Source organism: Providencia sp. PROV255, from assembly GCF_028478065.1.
GTDB classification, from domain to species: Bacteria; Pseudomonadota; Gammaproteobacteria; order Enterobacterales; family Enterobacteriaceae; genus Providencia; species Providencia rettgeri.
The window spans coordinates 47,161-64,019 of sequence record NZ_JAMPMI010000025.1 but is presented as its reverse complement, the minus strand read 5'-3'; the positions used below and the strand labels follow the sequence as shown (position 1 = coordinate 64,019).

At 41.8% G+C, this 16,859-nt stretch carries 15 protein-coding genes; 8 read left to right on the top strand and 7 right to left on the bottom strand.

Annotation, left to right across the window (positions count from 1 at the left end; genetic code table 11):
- Positions 1-272: 272 nt before the first annotated feature.
- From PR725_RS19895 to PR725_RS19875, 5 genes are all read left to right on the top strand, one after another.
- Entirely contained in the window at positions 273-683 is a 411-nt protein-coding gene (locus PR725_RS19895; protein ID WP_042851762.1) for a hypothetical protein, read from the top strand.
- 48 nt (positions 684-731) lie between these two features.
- Positions 732-2,804, top strand: coding sequence for a protein-disulfide reductase DsbD family protein (locus PR725_RS19890; protein WP_109913203.1), 2,073 nt, complete (start codon positions 732-734; stop codon positions 2,802-2,804).
- On the top strand, positions 2,801-3,532 hold the full coding sequence (locus PR725_RS19885; protein WP_004908958.1) for a DsbA family protein: 732 nt from the start codon (positions 2,801-2,803) through the stop codon (positions 3,530-3,532). The genes PR725_RS19890 and PR725_RS19885 overlap by 4 nt, the downstream gene beginning before the upstream one ends.
- Positions 3,533-3,918: 386 nt before the next feature.
- Positions 3,919-4,419 (top strand): protein disulfide oxidoreductase, encoded by a 501-nt coding sequence (locus PR725_RS19880; protein WP_004908960.1) that lies wholly within the window; start codon positions 3,919-3,921, stop codon positions 4,417-4,419.
- A gap of 110 nt (positions 4,420-4,529) precedes the next feature.
- Positions 4,530-5,057: a protein K gene (locus tag PR725_RS19875; protein ID WP_117162198.1), complete on the top strand. Its 528-nt coding sequence runs from the start codon at positions 4,530-4,532 to the stop codon at positions 5,055-5,057.
- A 48-nt stretch (positions 5,058-5,105) separates the two neighbouring features.
- Here the strand turns inward: PR725_RS19875 and PR725_RS19870 are convergent, their stop codons facing one another.
- Complete coding sequence (locus PR725_RS19870; protein ID WP_004908966.1) at positions 5,106-5,819, bottom strand: NUDIX hydrolase; 714 nt, start codon at positions 5,817-5,819, stop codon at positions 5,106-5,108.
- A gap of 151 nt (positions 5,820-5,970) precedes the next feature.
- On the opposite strand from PR725_RS19870, the gene PR725_RS19865 reads away from it, so the two are divergent.
- Both PR725_RS19865 and PR725_RS19860 read left to right on the top strand, forming a co-directional pair.
- The gene (locus PR725_RS19865; RefSeq protein WP_272570191.1) at positions 5,971-6,990 is read left to right on the top strand and encodes an SPFH domain-containing protein; all 1,020 of its coding nucleotides are present in this window, start codon (positions 5,971-5,973) and stop codon (positions 6,988-6,990) included.
- Complete coding sequence (locus PR725_RS19860) at positions 6,990-7,913, top strand: sugar kinase (protein WP_109913201.1); 924 nt, start codon at positions 6,990-6,992, stop codon at positions 7,911-7,913. The genes PR725_RS19865 and PR725_RS19860 overlap by 1 nt, the downstream gene beginning before the upstream one ends.
- A 47-nt stretch (positions 7,914-7,960) precedes the next feature.
- On the opposite strand, the gene lnt is transcribed toward PR725_RS19860, so the two are convergent.
- From lnt to miaB, 5 genes are all read right to left on the bottom strand, one after another.
- Positions 7,961-9,490 carry an apolipoprotein N-acyltransferase gene (gene lnt / locus PR725_RS19855; RefSeq protein WP_272570189.1) on the bottom strand — a complete coding sequence of 510 codons (1,530 nt, stop codon included), beginning with the start codon at positions 9,488-9,490 and terminating at the stop codon, positions 7,961-7,963.
- Entirely contained in the window at positions 9,490-10,374 is an 885-nt protein-coding gene (gene corC / locus PR725_RS19850; protein WP_004908986.1) for a CNNM family magnesium/cobalt transport protein CorC, read from the bottom strand. The genes lnt and corC overlap by 1 nt, the downstream gene beginning before the upstream one ends.
- A gap of 365 nt (positions 10,375-10,739) precedes the next feature.
- The gene (gene ybeY / locus PR725_RS19845; protein WP_004908987.1) at positions 10,740-11,207 is read right to left on the bottom strand and encodes an rRNA maturation RNase YbeY; all 468 of its coding nucleotides are present in this window, start codon (positions 11,205-11,207) and stop codon (positions 10,740-10,742) included.
- On the bottom strand, positions 11,208-12,260 hold the full coding sequence (locus PR725_RS19840) for a PhoH family protein (RefSeq protein ID WP_272570212.1): 1,053 nt from the start codon (positions 12,258-12,260) through the stop codon (positions 11,208-11,210).
- A 39-nt stretch (positions 12,261-12,299) separates the two neighbouring features.
- Complete coding sequence (miaB, locus tag PR725_RS19835) at positions 12,300-13,730, bottom strand: tRNA (N6-isopentenyl adenosine(37)-C2)-methylthiotransferase MiaB (RefSeq protein WP_004908990.1); 1,431 nt, start codon at positions 13,728-13,730, stop codon at positions 12,300-12,302.
- A 461-nt stretch (positions 13,731-14,191) separates the two neighbouring features.
- Here miaB and ubiF point away from each other — a divergent pair, with 461 nt between their 5' ends.
- On the top strand, positions 14,192-15,379 hold the full coding sequence (gene ubiF / locus PR725_RS19830; RefSeq protein ID WP_211888881.1) for a 3-demethoxyubiquinol 3-hydroxylase: 1,188 nt from the start codon (positions 14,192-14,194) through the stop codon (positions 15,377-15,379).
- 70 nt (positions 15,380-15,449) lie between these two features.
- On the opposite strand, the gene PR725_RS19825 is transcribed toward ubiF, so the two are convergent.
- Positions 15,450-16,805 (bottom strand): dicarboxylate/amino acid:cation symporter, encoded by a 1,356-nt coding sequence (locus PR725_RS19825; protein ID WP_272570188.1) that lies wholly within the window; start codon positions 16,803-16,805, stop codon positions 15,450-15,452.
- Between the last annotated feature and the right edge of the window lie 54 nt (positions 16,806-16,859).

The following is a 16,859-nucleotide window of genomic DNA, read 5'->3' as shown; positions in this document are numbered from 1 at the left end:
AAGGTGCAAGTTATCTTCGTTTCATGCCATATATTAGATAAAGCAATTTGCGTGCCTAGTTTTGGTAGAACTGCATTTTTGTTTACTGAAAAAGAGGGTGATATTTGTAAAGTTAGCTGATGGCACTTGTACGGAATGTTTTGCTGTGTAAGATGTAACCTCTATTTAACTTATAGATGGGGTAACGGTATTAGTCAAAGATAGGTTTTTATCGTTATGGTTGTCAAAGTCGCATAATTAGTGTTATTTCAGGAAGTTATACCAAGATGCGCATGAACAGGCATTTAAAATTAGGTAAAGGATTAGTGATATTCGCCTGTCTGATGGTATTGGTTTGTATGAATCAACGTGCCGTCGGAGAGCGTTTGCTCGCCAATTTTTTTGTGCCAGATGTATTAGCGCAAGCACAAATTAACACGGGTACTCACGTTTCTTATATCGATCAATCACAGGTAAAACAAAGTGATAGCAGCGGTACACATCTTTCCAGCTGTGAACTGAGTGCTAAGTCATTAATGACTTTGCTACCTGCTGTTCTTGAACCATTCTTCTTCATGTTTCTTTCTTTGGCTGCGCTAACTTTATTTTGTACTAATCTATTTATATCTAGAGCAAATAATGAAGAGAAGCATGCCCCTCCAAGAGTCAGACGACACTTACAATTTTGTAATCTTCGGAATTAGCACACAACGGATAGGGACTCGTTTGTGTAATTTATTCTGGAGGAAACAATGCGTTTTTTAATTAATTCATTTTTTATATTTTTTGCACTATTTTCGAGCAGTTTATACGCTGCAGATACGGGGTGGTTGCAACCTGCGAATACGGGGTGGATGAATGACAACACTCCACGGCATGCGCAGGTCAGGTTATTAAGTTCGGCACAGGAAAATGGCAAAATCGACATTTTGCTCGATGTAAAACTTGATGACGGGTGGAAAACCTATTGGCGTTCGCCTGGCGAAGGCGGAGTCGCACCTGAAATTGTATGGTCGTCACCTGTTGAATCAACAGATTGGCAATGGCCAACACCTGGTCGCTTTGATGTCGCGGGTGTTTCAACTCAAGGCTATATGGGAGATATTGTTTTCCCCATTACAGTCACAAGTAATGAAAAGCTCGATAAACTTGCTGGAACACTCACGTTATCAACCTGCAGTAATGTGTGTATTTTAACCGATTACCCGTTTGAACTCGATTTAACAGAGCCAGCTCCTGCTGACTTTACTTGGGCATTTAACCAAGCCAAAGGGGCGGTTCCACCATCTAGTGGCTTAGTAGAGCAAACCAAAGTTGGCTTTACCAATGATAAGCTAATCATTGAATTACAAAAAAGTTCAGGAAATTCGTGGGAACAACCTAACATTTTTACTGATGTGGTTGAAGGTGCAGCATTAGGCGTGCCTGTAATAGAGACAACAGGCAATCATTTAACAGCAACAATAGATGTTGGTGATGATTGGGGAGGCGAGTCTCCCGATTTAACCGGTAAAACAGTTTCTTTTGTGGTTGCAGATGGCGAAATTTCGCAGCAAATTAGTCATCAAGTGAGTACATTTACTGGCACGATAGCATCAAAAGTGAGTGGTGCTTCGTTATGGCAGGTGATGCTATTTGCACTTTTGGGGGGCTTGATCCTTAATCTGATGCCATGCGTTCTGCCTGTGTTAGCGATGAAACTTGGCTCTGTATTGATGGTGCCTCATGGTGAGCAAAATACCATTCGCCGTCAGTTTTTATTGTCATCTCTTGGTATTTTAGTTTCCTTTTGGTTACTGGCGCTATTGATGACGTTATTACGAGTCGGTCAACAAGCTGTTGGTTGGGGTATTCAGTTCCAAAACCCATGGTTTATCGGTTTTATGGTATTGGTAACAGCGCTATTTACTGCAAATTTATTTGGCTTATTTGAAATCAACTTAGGTAGCAAGGCCAATACACGCTTGGCAACAGCTGGGGGGCATGGTAGCAGCGGTCATTTTTGGCAAGGGGTATTCGCGACATTATTGGCAACACCTTGCTCTGCACCATTTTTGGGCACAGCCGTAGCATTTGCACTGGCAGCGCCGATGGAAGAGTTGTGGTTGATCTTCACCGCATTAGGTATCGGTATGAGTTTACCGTGGTTACTGATCGCTGCTTTTCCGGCTATCTCTCGCTTACTACCAAAACCAGGTATGTGGATGCTGAAATTACGCGCCATACTAGGGTTAATGATGCTGGTATCTAGCTTATGGTTAATTAGCTTATTAATACCACATTTTGGTGTGCCTACTTCGACGGCGATTGCTGTCATTTTCTTAGTATTATTAGTTGTTTTTATCGCGATAAAACGAGGTGTAAGGGCAGCTATCTTGCCATTCATATTATTTGCCGTTTTTGCTGGTGGGTTTGTTTGGATGACGCAAGAACAGCATTCCGGCAGCCGTTCTCTCGTTAAAGATACCGTAAATTGGCAACCTTTGACTGAGCAAGCGATTACGGCTGCGCTGGCGGATAACAAGCGCGTCTTTATTGATGTTACTGCTGAATGGTGTGTGACTTGTAAGGCAAATAAATACAATGTACTACTGAGAGATGATATCCAACAGCTACTTAGTGAACCTGATGTTGTTGCTTTACGGGGTGATTGGACCAAACCTTCACCTGAAATTACGGCATTTTTACAAAAACGTGGGCAGGTCGCTGTTCCATTTAATCAAATTTATGGCCCTAACTTGGCCGAAGGCGAAGTACTGTCAACAATACTTGACCGTGAATCGCTAATATCCGTTATGAATCAGGCCAAAGGAGCCACAAAATGAAAAAAACAATCTTAGCCGTTTTATTTTCGTCGCTAATGATGGGGTCAGTAGCACAAGCGGCACCTTTAAGTGCAGACCAAGAAGCGCAAGTGCGTAAATTAGTGCGTGATACTTTGATTGAAAACCCAGAAATTTTGGAAGAAGCGATTGTTGCCCTGCAAGCTAAACAAGGGGAAAGACAACAAGCCCAAATGAAAGAAACGTTAAAAGCGGAGCACGATGCTTTGTTTAATGACCCAACTAGCCCGCGTATCGGTAAAAAAGATGCCAAGTTAGTTTTGGTTAATTTTACTGATTTTAACTGCCCATTCTGTAAGCGTTTCGACCCACAACTGATGGATCTTGTGAAAAAATACCCTGATGATGTGGCTGTGGTAATTAAATACTTACCATTTAAAGGCCAGACTTCAATGGATTCAGCTCAGTTAACCATGACGCTGTGGCAAGAAGACCCGAAAGCATTTGAAGCTCTACACCACAAATTTATGCAAAAACAAGGCATGCTATCAGATGCCAATATCAAAGATGCGCTTAAAGCGACAGGAAACGATAAACTGAAAGCCAGTGATAAGAGCCGTGATGGCATTCGCACCAATATGATGTTGGCAGAGAAATTGGGTGTGAATGGTACGCCAGCAACATTGGTAGGTGATGAGTTGATCCCAGGTGCTATTGATGCACAGCAGTTTGAGGCGGTAGTGAAGGAGCAGTTGGCTAAGCTCAAATAATCCTCGTTATCCTCGTCATATTTCGCGCTGTGGCGTTGTTGGCTGCTCTCGACTACGTGAGTCACATACTTGTGTATGCTCCCCACAATAGTCTCGTTTGCCGCCTAGCCACAACGCGAATTATTTAGAGGATAAAGATTAAATAATCCAAACTCTAAAATTAGAGGATAAAGATTAAATAATCCAAACTCTAGAATTAGAGGATAAAGATTAAACAATCCAAACTCTAAAATTAGAGGATAAAGATTAAACAATCCAAAACTCTAGAATTAGAGGATAGGAAAACAAATATTTAATTAAATGCTAAAGCATTCATTTTAAGTGGATGTTTTGGTTTCTTACATCATTGATTTGTACTATTTGATACCAAATAGGTAAGCAACTATATGAATAAAATAAAAAAATGGTCTAAAGAAATTATTGTTTTGGCAATTATTTTATTTATTGCCTTTACAGTGATGGATTTATGGCGCAAGCCACAAACCCTTGCGCCTGTATTATTGGAACAACACACTCTGGCCAACGGTGAGACGGTTTCATTGGCAGAGTTAAGTAAAGAAAAACCGATATTGGTTTATTTCTGGGCGACGTGGTGTGGGGTCTGTAATTTGACTTCGCCAACGGTATCAGAATTAAGCCAATCAGGTATGCCAATTATTTCGGTAGCGATACGTTCAGGTGAAACATCTCGCTTAATCAAGGGGATGGAAAACAAGGAGCTAACCTTTCCTGTGATCAACGATATAAGCGGGCAACTTTCCAATGCGGTTGGGGTCAGTGCGACTCCCACTTTTATGGTGATTGATAACGGTGAGCTAGTCAGTTTTACATCGGGTTGGACGAGTTCTTATGGCTTAAAAATGCGTATGTGGTTGGCATCTTTTTAGTTTTCTATCATCCCCTTTGGGCTAAAAAAGGGGATTTTTCTGCCTATAAGTTTAATTTATCATTATGGTAAACTCATTCGGCTATATAAATAATAAAATAGGTGAATGGGATGGCTATGTTTAAAAAAGTGGTTGGATTATTTTTAGGTGTGATACTAATCGCGGGATGTTCCCCTGAGGTGGAAGAGAAAACAGTACCGGAACAACCGTCAGGAACGATCGAAAATTCACAAATAGAACAGCGTTATGATGAAATAAAAGCTAATTCAACAGAAGATAAAATTAATGCCTTTAATGCTAAAGGAGATGATGACCCAACGATGTTACGGGGCATTTTTCTGTCTGACATGGCAGAATCATTACCTATGCTGATTGATGATGTGACTCTATTGACTGAAGTCACCGCGAAAAATGGCATGTTATTTTACCAATACACCATCAAAGGGATCCCTGATAACGTATTGGAAGGCGATAGCTGGCAGCAAAATATGCGTGAAATTTTGAACCGCAACTACTGCGGTAAAAATGCAGGTATGGATATTTTGCATGGAATGTTCCCTGAAGGCATTACGCATAATTACCATAAGTCTAACAAACTCATTTTTACTTATATTGTGACCCCTGCGATTTGCCAATAGCATTCATTGCGGTGCCTGATAATATTGATTTATCAGGCAGTTCAAAAATTAAAATTCCAAATTACGAATAAAACGGTAATCCGCTGATTGTGGTTTTAAGCGATATAAATTAGCAGGGCGACCGCGCTCATGGCGTTTCTCTCCAGTATCAATCAACAAATCCGCTTGTTCAAGTCGGCGCCTAAATGATTTATTTTGCAGGGGCTTACCAATCAGAACTTCATGGACATGTTGAAGTTCAGCTAAGGTAAAAACTTCAGGTAATGCAAAGCCTGGAACTATCGAATAAAGTGATTTTTGCTTTAGACGTTCTCTCGCTTGTTGATAGAGTTTAAAATGGTCGAACGCAAGAGAAAGCTGATCTATTTCATCAATAGAGACCCACCTGACAGAATCTACTGTATCAATATGGGCTTCACAGGCTTGGTAAGCAATTAGAGCGGTATAACAAACAGTGACAGACCAACCGCGTGGATCACGTTGGTGGTTTCCAACTGTACAAAGCTGCTCAATATAAGGGGGGATCACGCCTGTTTTTTCTTTTAGTTTACGTAAAATAGCTTCTTCTAAGGTTTGATCATGTTGCTCATCAATAAATCCTCCCGGCAAACCCCATTTCCCCTTTTCGGGGAAACTAGCTCGTTCAACCAGTAATACCTTCAACGTGTTTTCATGGTAAGCAAACAAAACGGCATCGACAGTGAGTAAAGGTGATAAATAATCCTTTCTGTCATAGCTAGCAAGAAATTCTTTTTCATTCATATTGTTACCACTCAAATTCAAAGGTGAAGTTTAGGGGGAAATCATACAGATAAAAATAGTTATTGTCATTAGGACATTTATTTCTTGACTTCTTTTTGTCTATAAGACAATAATAAATTAAAGTCTTAAGGACATTAATGAGGAGTGCACTATGTTTAACTTTAAATATTTCAAAGCAGACTCATCAACTTTTGTTATTCAATCAGTGAATGGAAAAGTGCGTAAACAAGGTAAGGGGCTCAGTTTTTGGTATAACTCGGATAAAACCTCTATTGCGGCGCTTCCATTGAATGCACAAGAAGCCCCCTTTATTTTTAATTTACAATCTTCTGATTTCCAAAGTTTACGTATTCAGGGACAAATTTCTTTTCAGGTAGTCGCTGCCGAAAAAACGGCGGATGTTTTAAATTTTAACTTAACTAAAGATGGAAAAAGCTATGCATCTGAAGATCCACTTAAACTGAGCGACAGGGTAGTGCGTGCGGCTCAAACTATTATCCAAGCTAAGATACAAACTACTTCATTACGAGATGCATTATTGATTAGCCAATCATTGGTGACATTAGTTAGCAAGCAACTTGCAGAACAAGCTGCAATCGAGTCATTAGGCATCGCTATTTTAGATGTTTCCATTGCAGCAATTGCACCTTCACCTGAAACCCTCAAAGCATTAGAAGCACAAGCGAGAGAATCCATTTTGAAAGAAGCGGATGACGCTATCTATGCCAGACGAAAATTTTCTGTCGAACAAGAAAGGACGATTAAAGAAGCTGAGCTAGAAACTGATTTATCTGTGCAGGCCAAAAAGCAGCAAATTGAAGAAGCTCGCCTTGATAATGAACGTAAGTTGTTACGTGAACGTGCAGAGATTAAGCAAGAAGAATTAACAGCACAGGTGAGTGCGGAAGCAAAACGTAATGAGTTGGTGGCACTTAGCGTGGAAAACCAACGGATCCAATCTGATGCAGATGCCTATGCGATTGAATCTAAAATGAAAGCTTATAGCCAATTACCAGTGGAGAACTTAAAAGCGCTTGCGTTGGCGAAAATGGGACCAGAGCAATTGATGGCAATGGCATTTGAATCATTAGCACAAAATGCAGGAAAAATTGGCGAGTTAAATATTTCCCCTGATTTATTTGGACAGCTAATGAAAAAAGGGGCGAAATAATGAATAAGATTGATGATGCCCGATTCATTCTCGTGATACGTAAAACTCGCTTACAGGAGCTCATTGAACGTTTCAATACATGGCCTCAGGCAAAATTTTATTTGGAACATAATCATGTGGAAGTCGATGATTACTTGAATGAACATGATTTATATCAGCGGCAATTAGTTCAAGCTGAATCAATTTTGAAGTCTTTAGGCCGATTTCAATTATTGGAAAGAAAATTATTACCAAGCTACCAATTTTCTAAGCAGGACATTATCGTCGTGATTGGGCAGGATGGCTTAGTGGCTAATACGTTAAAGTATTTAAAAGGGCAGCCCGTTATTGCGATTAACCCCGATCCTGCAAGGTGGGATGGAAAACTACTGCCATTTGAAATTAGTCAATTACAGGAGGTGGTAACGAAAACATTGAAAGGTCAGGTTGAACAAAAATCAGTGACCTTTGCACAGGCAACAACCAATGACGGGCAATCACTACTGGCGGTGAACGATTTATTTATTGGCCCGAAAAGCCACACATCGGCACGTTATTTATTGAACTGGAATGGAGAACAAGAGTTTCAATCATCCTCTGGAATTATTATATCGACCGGACTTGGGTCAACGGGGTGGTTTCAATCTATTTTAGCGGGGGCACAGGCAATTATGGGAGGGAATAATCATCCGTTAGCACAAGGATTTGGCTGGGAGGAATGTAAGTTACAGTTTAGTGTTAGGGAGCCGTTTTTAAGTAAAACGACAGGAACCAGATGGGTATTTGGCACGATAGAGCCGAGCAACCCGTTAGCGGTGGAGTCATTAATGCCCGATAACGGCGTTATTTTTTCCGATGGTATTGAAGATGATTTTTTACAATTCAATGCAGGTTGTATTGTGACAGTGAAAATTGCAGATGTACGAGGGTTATTAGTTGCTTAGCTAGTTTCCCCACCTCATTTATAGACATCGAGGTGGGGTTAACATCGTTACTTTTGACGCCTATTCATAGCAAAACCGAGAATACCAAATACCACGACCACTCCCCACATCGGATAATTACTCCAACGTGCGTAAGGAGTCAGCCCTGTTGTTGGGGTGACTTCAGTAGCCAGTGTTGCCGTTTTAAATTGTGGCAGCATATCCTGAATAGAGCCATCTGCACTGATCACTGCGGTGATACCATTATTGGTTGAGCGCAACAGTGGGCGGCCTAACTCCAAAGAGCGCATCCGTGCCATTTGGAAGTGTTGCCAAGGGCCTATGGATTTTCCAAACCACGCATCATTTGAAACAGTAAGTAAGTAGTCGCTATCAGGCTTAAAGTTATCTCTGACCTGTGTACCTAAAATAATTTCATAGCAAATCGCAGCCGTTAGATGAATATTACCAACTGCTAATTGCGCTTGTTCATAATCGCCACGGCTAAAACCCGACATCGGCAAATTAAAGAACGGTGCGATAGGGCGCAGTAAATCTTCTAAAGGTACATATTCACCAAATGGCACTAAATGGTGTTTGTTATAGCGGTTTTTAGATGGATATAAATACGGTTTTTTATCGCCTAATACAATGATTGTATTATAAAAAGTATATTCACCATCCATCGGGCGTGCATCCACAATACCCGTAATTAACTGAGTGTTCGACTCTGCCAGTAATTGGTCGAGAGATTTAAGCCACGTTTGGTTGTCGAGCTCAACGGAAGGTACTGCCGATTCAGGCCAAACAATCAAAGACGCTTTACCGATATAAGGGCGAGAGAGCTCCATATAGGTGTCTTTGGTTTGTTGTAAGAAGCTGGCTTCCCACTTCATTGATTGGGGAATGTTGCCTTGAACCAGTGCCACTTCCATTTTCTTGTCTTCAAGGGAGGTAAACCATTGTACATTTTTGGCAATTAATGGGGCAAAAATTAAGGCAGCCGCAACAGCGAGCGCGATAAAGCTGCGGCGTAGGATAGCGAGTACTAGCAGACCACTGATGCTAAATAATAGCAACGTAATCATTTCCACCCCAAATATAGGAGCGAGAGCTTTCATCGGCCCATCAATTTGGCTATAACCAAATTGCAGCCATGGAAAACCAGTGAGAACCCAACCACGTAAAAACTCAGTAACCTGCCACAGTGCTGGGGCAAAAAAGACTAAACGCCAAATATTGGCATGTGGGGCAAATTTAGCCATCAATGCGCCAAAAAGCCCGGTATAAAAAGAAAGGTATGCCGCTAAAAGAATAACAATAAATACGTTAACAGGGCCTGGCATGCCGCCAAAATCTGCAATGCTGACGTAAACCCAGTTAACGCCACTACCGAATAGGCCAAATCCCCAAGCAAAGCCGATAGCAAAAGATTGCTTGACCGTGCGCTGCAAGGTCAGTAATTGGAGGAAAAGGATAGAAAGTAGTGCGGCAGGCCAGATGTCAAAAGGCGAAAAAGCCAGCGTTCCACTGGCTCCGAAAATTAAAGCCAGCAGTAACTGCAACCGCTGACTTTGATAAATAGACGTTGAGTTCATTAAGTCTTTTCTTCTTCCAAAGTTGGAACTGGCGCGTCGTCTGGGATTTTTACGTGAAGCAGAAGGATCCGGCGACTATCTGCCATCGCAACTTTAAATTGATAGTTGTCTATGGTTATGGTTTCACCACGAGAAGGTAGATGACCAAAGGCTTGCATAACGAGGCCACCGACCGTATCAACTTCTTCGTCACTAAAATGAGTCCCAAAGGCTTCATTGAAATCTTCAATCTGCGTCAGGGCGCGGACAGAATAAGAATGGCGGCTAAGCTGGCGAACATCAACATCGTCTTGGTCGTCATACTCGTCTTCGATTTCGCCTACGATGAGCTCTAAAATATCTTCAATGGTTACTAGACCAGAAACACCACCAAACTCATCAATAACGATAGCCATATGATAGCGTTGAGAGCGGAATTCTTTGAGTAGTCTGTCTACTCGCTTACTTTCAGGTACAACAACCGCTTGGCGTAATACCTTATCGATACTAAAAGGCTCTGCGTCGGTACGCATAAATGGCAGTAAATCTTTTGCCATCAATAACCCTTCGATATGGTCTTTGTCTTCACTAATAACAGGGAAGCGTGAGTGAGCAGAGTCAATAATGACATCAAGGCACTCATCAAGCGTTTGATTACGTTTTAAGGTAACAATTTGGGAACGCGGGATCATAATGTCGCGCACGCGTTGATCCGCGATATCCATTACCCCTTCAAGCATTTCGCGGGTGTCAGGATCGATCAAATCGTTCTGTTCAGAGTCGCGGATTAATTCGACCAAATCATCACGATTTTTAGGTTCACCATGAAATAGGTGATTTAACAGTGCAAAGAACCCTTTCTTAGGACCAGGGTTATCGCTACTCGAAGAGTTATCGTCGCTCATGGCGGTTAATTTTTTTTTCCTCAAAAAATACTCGTCATACTTCGAACCGCAGCGTTGTTGGCTGCACTCGGCTACTCGAATCACATACTTATGTATGCTCATCGAGATATCCTAGCTTGCCGCTTAGCTGCAATTCGAATTATTTAGAGTATTCACTCGTCGTATCTCGAACCGCAGCGTTGTTGGCTGCACTTGGTACCAAAAGTAGCCCAAGTCAAAGTATTTGGAGCTTAGGTTAGTTAATAAAAACAGTTTGCTACATTCTTTTTTAGCACAAAATTGACGGTTTATCTGCAAAATAACCGTCAGTTTTTTGTAAAATAATGCTTTCTTTGAGAAAGATATCTCAAAAAATTATAGTTAGGTCACTCTTTTTCTGCAAGATATGGGTCTTCGTAGCCTAATTCAGCCAGAATTTCGGTTTCTAAACTTTCCATTTCTTCTGCTTCATCATCTTCAATATGATCATAGCCTAAAAGATGAAGGCAACCATGAACGACCATATGAGCCCAGTGTTCTTCTGCCGTTTTTTGTTGCTCGATAGCTTCTTGCTCAACAACTTGGCGACAGATAATTAAATCACCGAGCAAAGGCAGCTCAATTTCTGGCGGAGCCTCAAAGGGGAATGACAACACGTTGGTCGGTTTGTCTTTGCCACGATAGGTTAAGTTTAAGTGATGGCTTTCGGGTTCATCAACCACCCTAATAGTGACTTCACTTTGTGCTTGAAATTTAGGCAAAACAGCTGTTAACCAACGCTGAAATTCGGCTTCAGGAGGCAAGCCTTCAGGGTTTTCGCACGCAATTTGTAAATCGAGAATAATGTCACTCATTTATAGATTTTCCTGCTTTTCAAATTGCTTTTGCTGTTCTTTTTCTTCACGTAACTGTTGGCGACGTTTATTGTCTTGTTCTTCCCATGCTTCATAAGCCATGACGACTTTGGCAACAACAGGATGACGAACCACATCTTCACTGTGGAAGAAATTGAATCTTAAATCATCGACTTCGGAGAGCACTTCAATGGCATGACGTAATCCTGATTTACTACCGCGAGGCAAGTCAACCTGAGTAATGTCTCCCGTCACAACCGCTTTAGAATTAAAGCCAATACGTGTTAAAAACATCTTCATCTGCTCGATGGTGGTGTTTTGGCTCTCATCTAAAATAATAAAAGCATCATTCAACGTACGGCCACGCATATAGGCCAGCGGCGCGACTTCGATAACATTACGCTCAATCAGTTTTTCAACTTTTTCAAAGCCTAACATTTCGAATAGCGCATCATAAAGTGGGCGCAGGTAAGGGTCGACTTTTTGGCTGAGGTCGCCCGGTAAAAAACCAAGTTTCTCACCTGCTTCAACAGCAGGGCGCGTAAGCAGAATGCGGCGAACTTCTTGGCGTTCTAAGGCATCAACTGCCGCGGCTACCGCTAAATAGGTTTTCCCAGTTCCCGCAGGGCCAATGCCAAACGTAATATCATGGTCTAAAATATTGGCGATATATTGCGCTTGATTTGGGGTGCGTGGTTTGATCACACCACGTTTAGTCTTAATATTCACCGCTTTACCGTAGTCAGGAACGCTATCGGCGGATTGCTCTAAAACACGGCTATCCAGAATGGCTAAGTGAATATTTTCAGGGTCGATATCAGGGATAACACCGCGCACAGGCGCGGTATCAACATACAGTTGACGCAAAATTTTGCTGGCCGCTTGAACGTTCAGCGGCTTACCCGATAACTTAAAACGGTTATCACGGCGATTAATTTCGATAGCAAGGCGGCGTTCTAGCTGCTTGATATTATCGTCAAATGGCCCGCAGAGGCTCATTAAACGTTGGTTATCTGCGGGTTCTAGAAAGATTTCTTGTGTTGCGATTTGCAAATTTTTTGTCTCGGTCACTGAATATCCTATGGTTGTGGCTTAGGGCTGAAAACTACCAACACCTAGCTCATCTTCTTTACGGGTGCGTGCAATAACAGACTCTGGCGATTCATGAACGCGAAGACCCATTTGATCTTCTGTACGAATGACTTTACCGCGTAATGAGTTGGTATAAACATCCACAATTTCGACATCCACAAATTTACCAATCATATCCGGTGTACCTTCAAAGTTCACAACACGGTTATTTTCAGTACGTCCAGACAGCTCCATAACATTTTTACGCGATGTTCCTTCAACTAAGATACGTTGAATGGTTCCCACCATTTGGCGGCTGAAGCTTAATGCCTGCTGATTAATGCGCTGTTGCAGTAAGTATAGACGCTGTTTTTTCTCATCTTCCGTTACGTCGTCAGGTAAATCTGCAGCGGGTGTGCCAGGACGTGCGGAATAAACAAAGCTGTAGCTCATGTCAAAATTCACGTCAGCAATCAGTTTCATGGTTTTTTCGAAGTCTTCGGTTGTTTCACCGGGGAAGCCCACGATAAAGTCTGAACTGATAAGAATACCAGGGCGTGCTTCGCGTAGTTTGCGAATAATGGCTTTGTATTCAAGTGCCGTATGAGCACGTTTCATCATCGTTAGAACGCGGTCTGAGCCACTTTGCACGGGTAGATGCAAGAAGCTGACTAATTCTGGAGTATCCCGGTAAACTTCGATGATATCGTCAGTAAATTCAATTGGGTGGCTAGTGGTAAAGCGAACACGGTCGATACCATCAATAGCTGCAACTAAACGCAGTAATTCTGCAAATGAGCAAATTTCACCATCAAAGGTCTCACCGCGGTAAGCATTCACGTTTTGACCCAGTAAGTTAACTTCACGCACACCTTGTGCAGCTAACTGTGCGATTTCAAATAGAATATCATCACAAGGGCGGCTAACTTCTTCACCACGGGTATAAGGCACTACGCAGAAGGTGCAATACTTATTACAGCCTTCCATAATCGAAACGAAAGCCGTTGGCCCTTCAGCACGAGGTTCGGGTAAACGGTCAAATTTTTCAATTTCAGGGAAGCTGATATCAATAACTGGGCTGCGCGTACCTTGAACTTGGTTAATCATCTCAGGCAAACGGTGCAAAGTTTGCGGGCCGAAAACGATGTCAACGCTTGGTGCACGTTGGCGAATAAAATCCCCTTCTTGTGAAGCGACACAGCCGCCTACACCAATAATAATGTCAGGGTTTTTGTCTTTAAAAAACTTCCAACGACCAAGTTGATGGAAGACTTTTTCTTGTGCTTTTTCACGAATTGAACAGGTATTAAGCAGTAATAAATCTGCTTCTTCAGCAATTTCAGTGAGTTGATAACCATGGGTATTTTCTAATAAAGAAACCATTTTGGATGAGTCATACTCATTCATCTGGCAACCCCAAGTTTTAATGTATAGCTTTTTATTCGTCGACATGTCGTATATCCGGTGTTTTCGAAGCGGCTAGTGTAATGGACTCCGAAACGCGTTGTAAATCCAAAGTCCTACCCTTTATATTTGGGAACTCGCATGCATTTTGATTAAGGACATCATTGTATGATGGGATAAATGCAAAGATATTTAAAATAATATCACCACACGAAATCTAAGGGCAGGCAATTTGCCTATTGTTTTAAAATTAGCACGTATTGTATTCATTTGCGGCATCAGTGACCAGAGGATGTTGCAAAATTGTGGTTGTTTTTTGTGCAAATTAAAGTGTTTTCGGCAAAATACACTGTTTGTAAGGTTATAAAGATGAAGGGCTCGAATAACCTCTAAGCCTTCAATGCTTATATTTCCTGTGAGGATCATCATTTTTCGGTACAATACCTTTATCAACGTGGTCACTGTTATCAAACAACAATCTTTATTAAACAATAAATAGTAGCGAACGTATGAATAAATTAATCGAATCTTATGATGTTGTCGTCGTTGGCGCAGGTATGACTGGCGCGGCAGCAGCATTGGGCTTTGCTCAAGAAGGCATGCGAGTCGCTTTGCTTGAAAAAGCACAACCTGCGGCCTTTGACCCACAAAGTGCTCCAGATGTTCGTATTTCTGCGATTAGCCGTGCTTCTGTTGAATTGTTGGAGCAATTAGGGGCTTGGCAACATGTTAAGACAATGCGAAGTGCTCCATATCGTCAGTTAGAAACATGGGAAGAGCCAGAGAGCAATGTGGTTTTTGATGCTCAGAGTCTTGGGTTGCCTGAACTTGGGTTTATGGTAGAAAACCGTGTGTTACAGCTTGCATTATGGCAAGAATGTGAAAAATACAGCAATCTAGACCTTGTCTGCCCTGCGAGACTTATCAATTTATACCAACCTAAGTCACAAGAAGAGTGGATATTAGCATTAGATGATGGCCGAGCTCTGCAAGCTAAGCTTGTTATTGGAGCTGATGGCGCGAATTCGCAGGTCCGCAAAATGGCAGGGATTGGTAGCCGTGGCTGGCAGTATCGCCAATCATGTATGTTGATTAGCATTCAAACACAGCAGTCTCAGCAAGATAAAACATGGCAGCAGTTTTTTCCATCAGGGCCTAGGGCATTTTTACCGCTGTATGATAATTGGGCTTCATTAGTCTGGTATGACAGCCCTGCAAAGATTAGGCGTTTACAAGGCATGTCAATGGAACAGTTGACGGGAGCGATTTCTGAAGCTTTCCCTGAACGTTTAGGGCCTGTTACCGCAATTGCGTCAGGGGCATTTCCACTGACTCGTCATCATGCTCGTCGCTATGTAATAGATGGATTAGCATTGATTGGTGATGCCGCTCATACCATTAATCCATTAGCGGGGCAGGGAGTGAATTTAGGCTACCGAGATGTTGATGCGTTGTTGAAAGAAGTGATTTACGCGCGCGAATACATACAACCTTGGCATTCCCTTGATGTATTGAAGCGTTATCAACGCCGTCGTTTGCCTGATAATTTAATTATGCAAGCTGGAATGGACGTATTTTATATGGCATTTAGTGAAAAGTTACCAGGATTGAAAATAGTTAGGAACCTTGGGTTGATGGCGGCACAGCGTGCTGGAGAAGCGAAAAAGCTGGCGTTGAAGTATGCTTTAGGTTTATAGAAATTATCTTGAATATAATAAATAGGCCGCTAATTAGCGGCCTATTTATTATTAAGTGAAGAAGTTATGGTTATTTATTATTAGCTAAATCAACCGGCTGAATATTACTTGTGTCTGTATTGATGCTGTCATCTTCAGTAATCACTGAATCTAATGTTTCATTTTTTGCTGAAAATGCATGAGCCAGTTTTTCTGTGTCGAGTTCTTTTTCCCAACGCGCAACAACGATACACGCACATGCGTTACCCACTAAGTTAGTTAATGCACGGCACTCAGACATAAAACGGTCGATACCTAAAATAAGCGCCATACCTGCGACAGGAACGCTTGGCACCACCATCAGTGTGGCTGCTAAGGTAATAAACCCTGCACCCGTCACACCAGCTGCACCTTTTGAGCTGATCATCGCAACTAACAGCAACGAAATTTGTTGCCAAATAGTGAGCTCAATATTAGTGGCTTGGGCAATAAACAATGCAGCCATCGTCATATAAATATTCGTACCATCAAGATTGAATGAATAACCCGTTGGGATAACTAACCCGACAACCGATTTTTCACACCCTGCATGCTCCATTTTGCGCATTAAGCTTGGCAGTGCCGCTTCGGAAGAAGAGGTACCTAAAACTAACCATAGCTCGTCTTTGATATATTTAATTAGCGCAATGATGGAGAAGCCGTTGTATTTAGCAACTGCACCCAGAACAAGTAAGACGAACAACAGTGAGGTAATATAGAACGTCATAATCAGCATCATTAAGTTGCCGATAGAGGATATTCCATATTTACCAATAGTAAATGCCATTGCGCCAAATGCCCCGATAGGTGCGAGTTTCATGAGCATCGCAACCATTTTGAACACAGGTTCAGAGAAGTTTTGTAGTAGTTTTACAATGGGCTCGCCGTGTTTACCTGTTGCAGCTAATGCTAATCCGAAAATGACAGCAATAAATAGAACTTGCAGGATGTTGCCGTTTACTAATGGACTAATGACGGTATCAGGGATGATATTCATCAAGAAGCCAACTATCGAAGATTCGTGTGCTTTTTCAACGTAGGTGGCAACTTTAGTGCTATCAAGGGTTGCCGGATCAATATTAAGGCCTGAACCTGGGCGAATGATATTCGCGACGATAAGACCGATGACGAGGGCGATGGTCGAGAAAGTGATGAAGTAGAGCATCGCTTTACCTGCGACGCTACCAACGGCCTTCATGTTTGACATGCCAGATATACCAGTAACAACAGTTAAGAAGATAACTGGCGCAATAATCATTTTAACGATTTTGATGAATGCATCACCAAGCGGTTTTAATGATTCTCCAATGTTTGGAAAAAAGTGGCCAAGTGCGATACCCAGAACGATGGCTACGATTACCTGAACATATAAAATCTTATATATTGGTTGCTTTATCATGTTTCGCATAAATTTTCTCTGTAAAAATGTTGCGTTTGGCAATTTATAATTATTAGGTTTAAA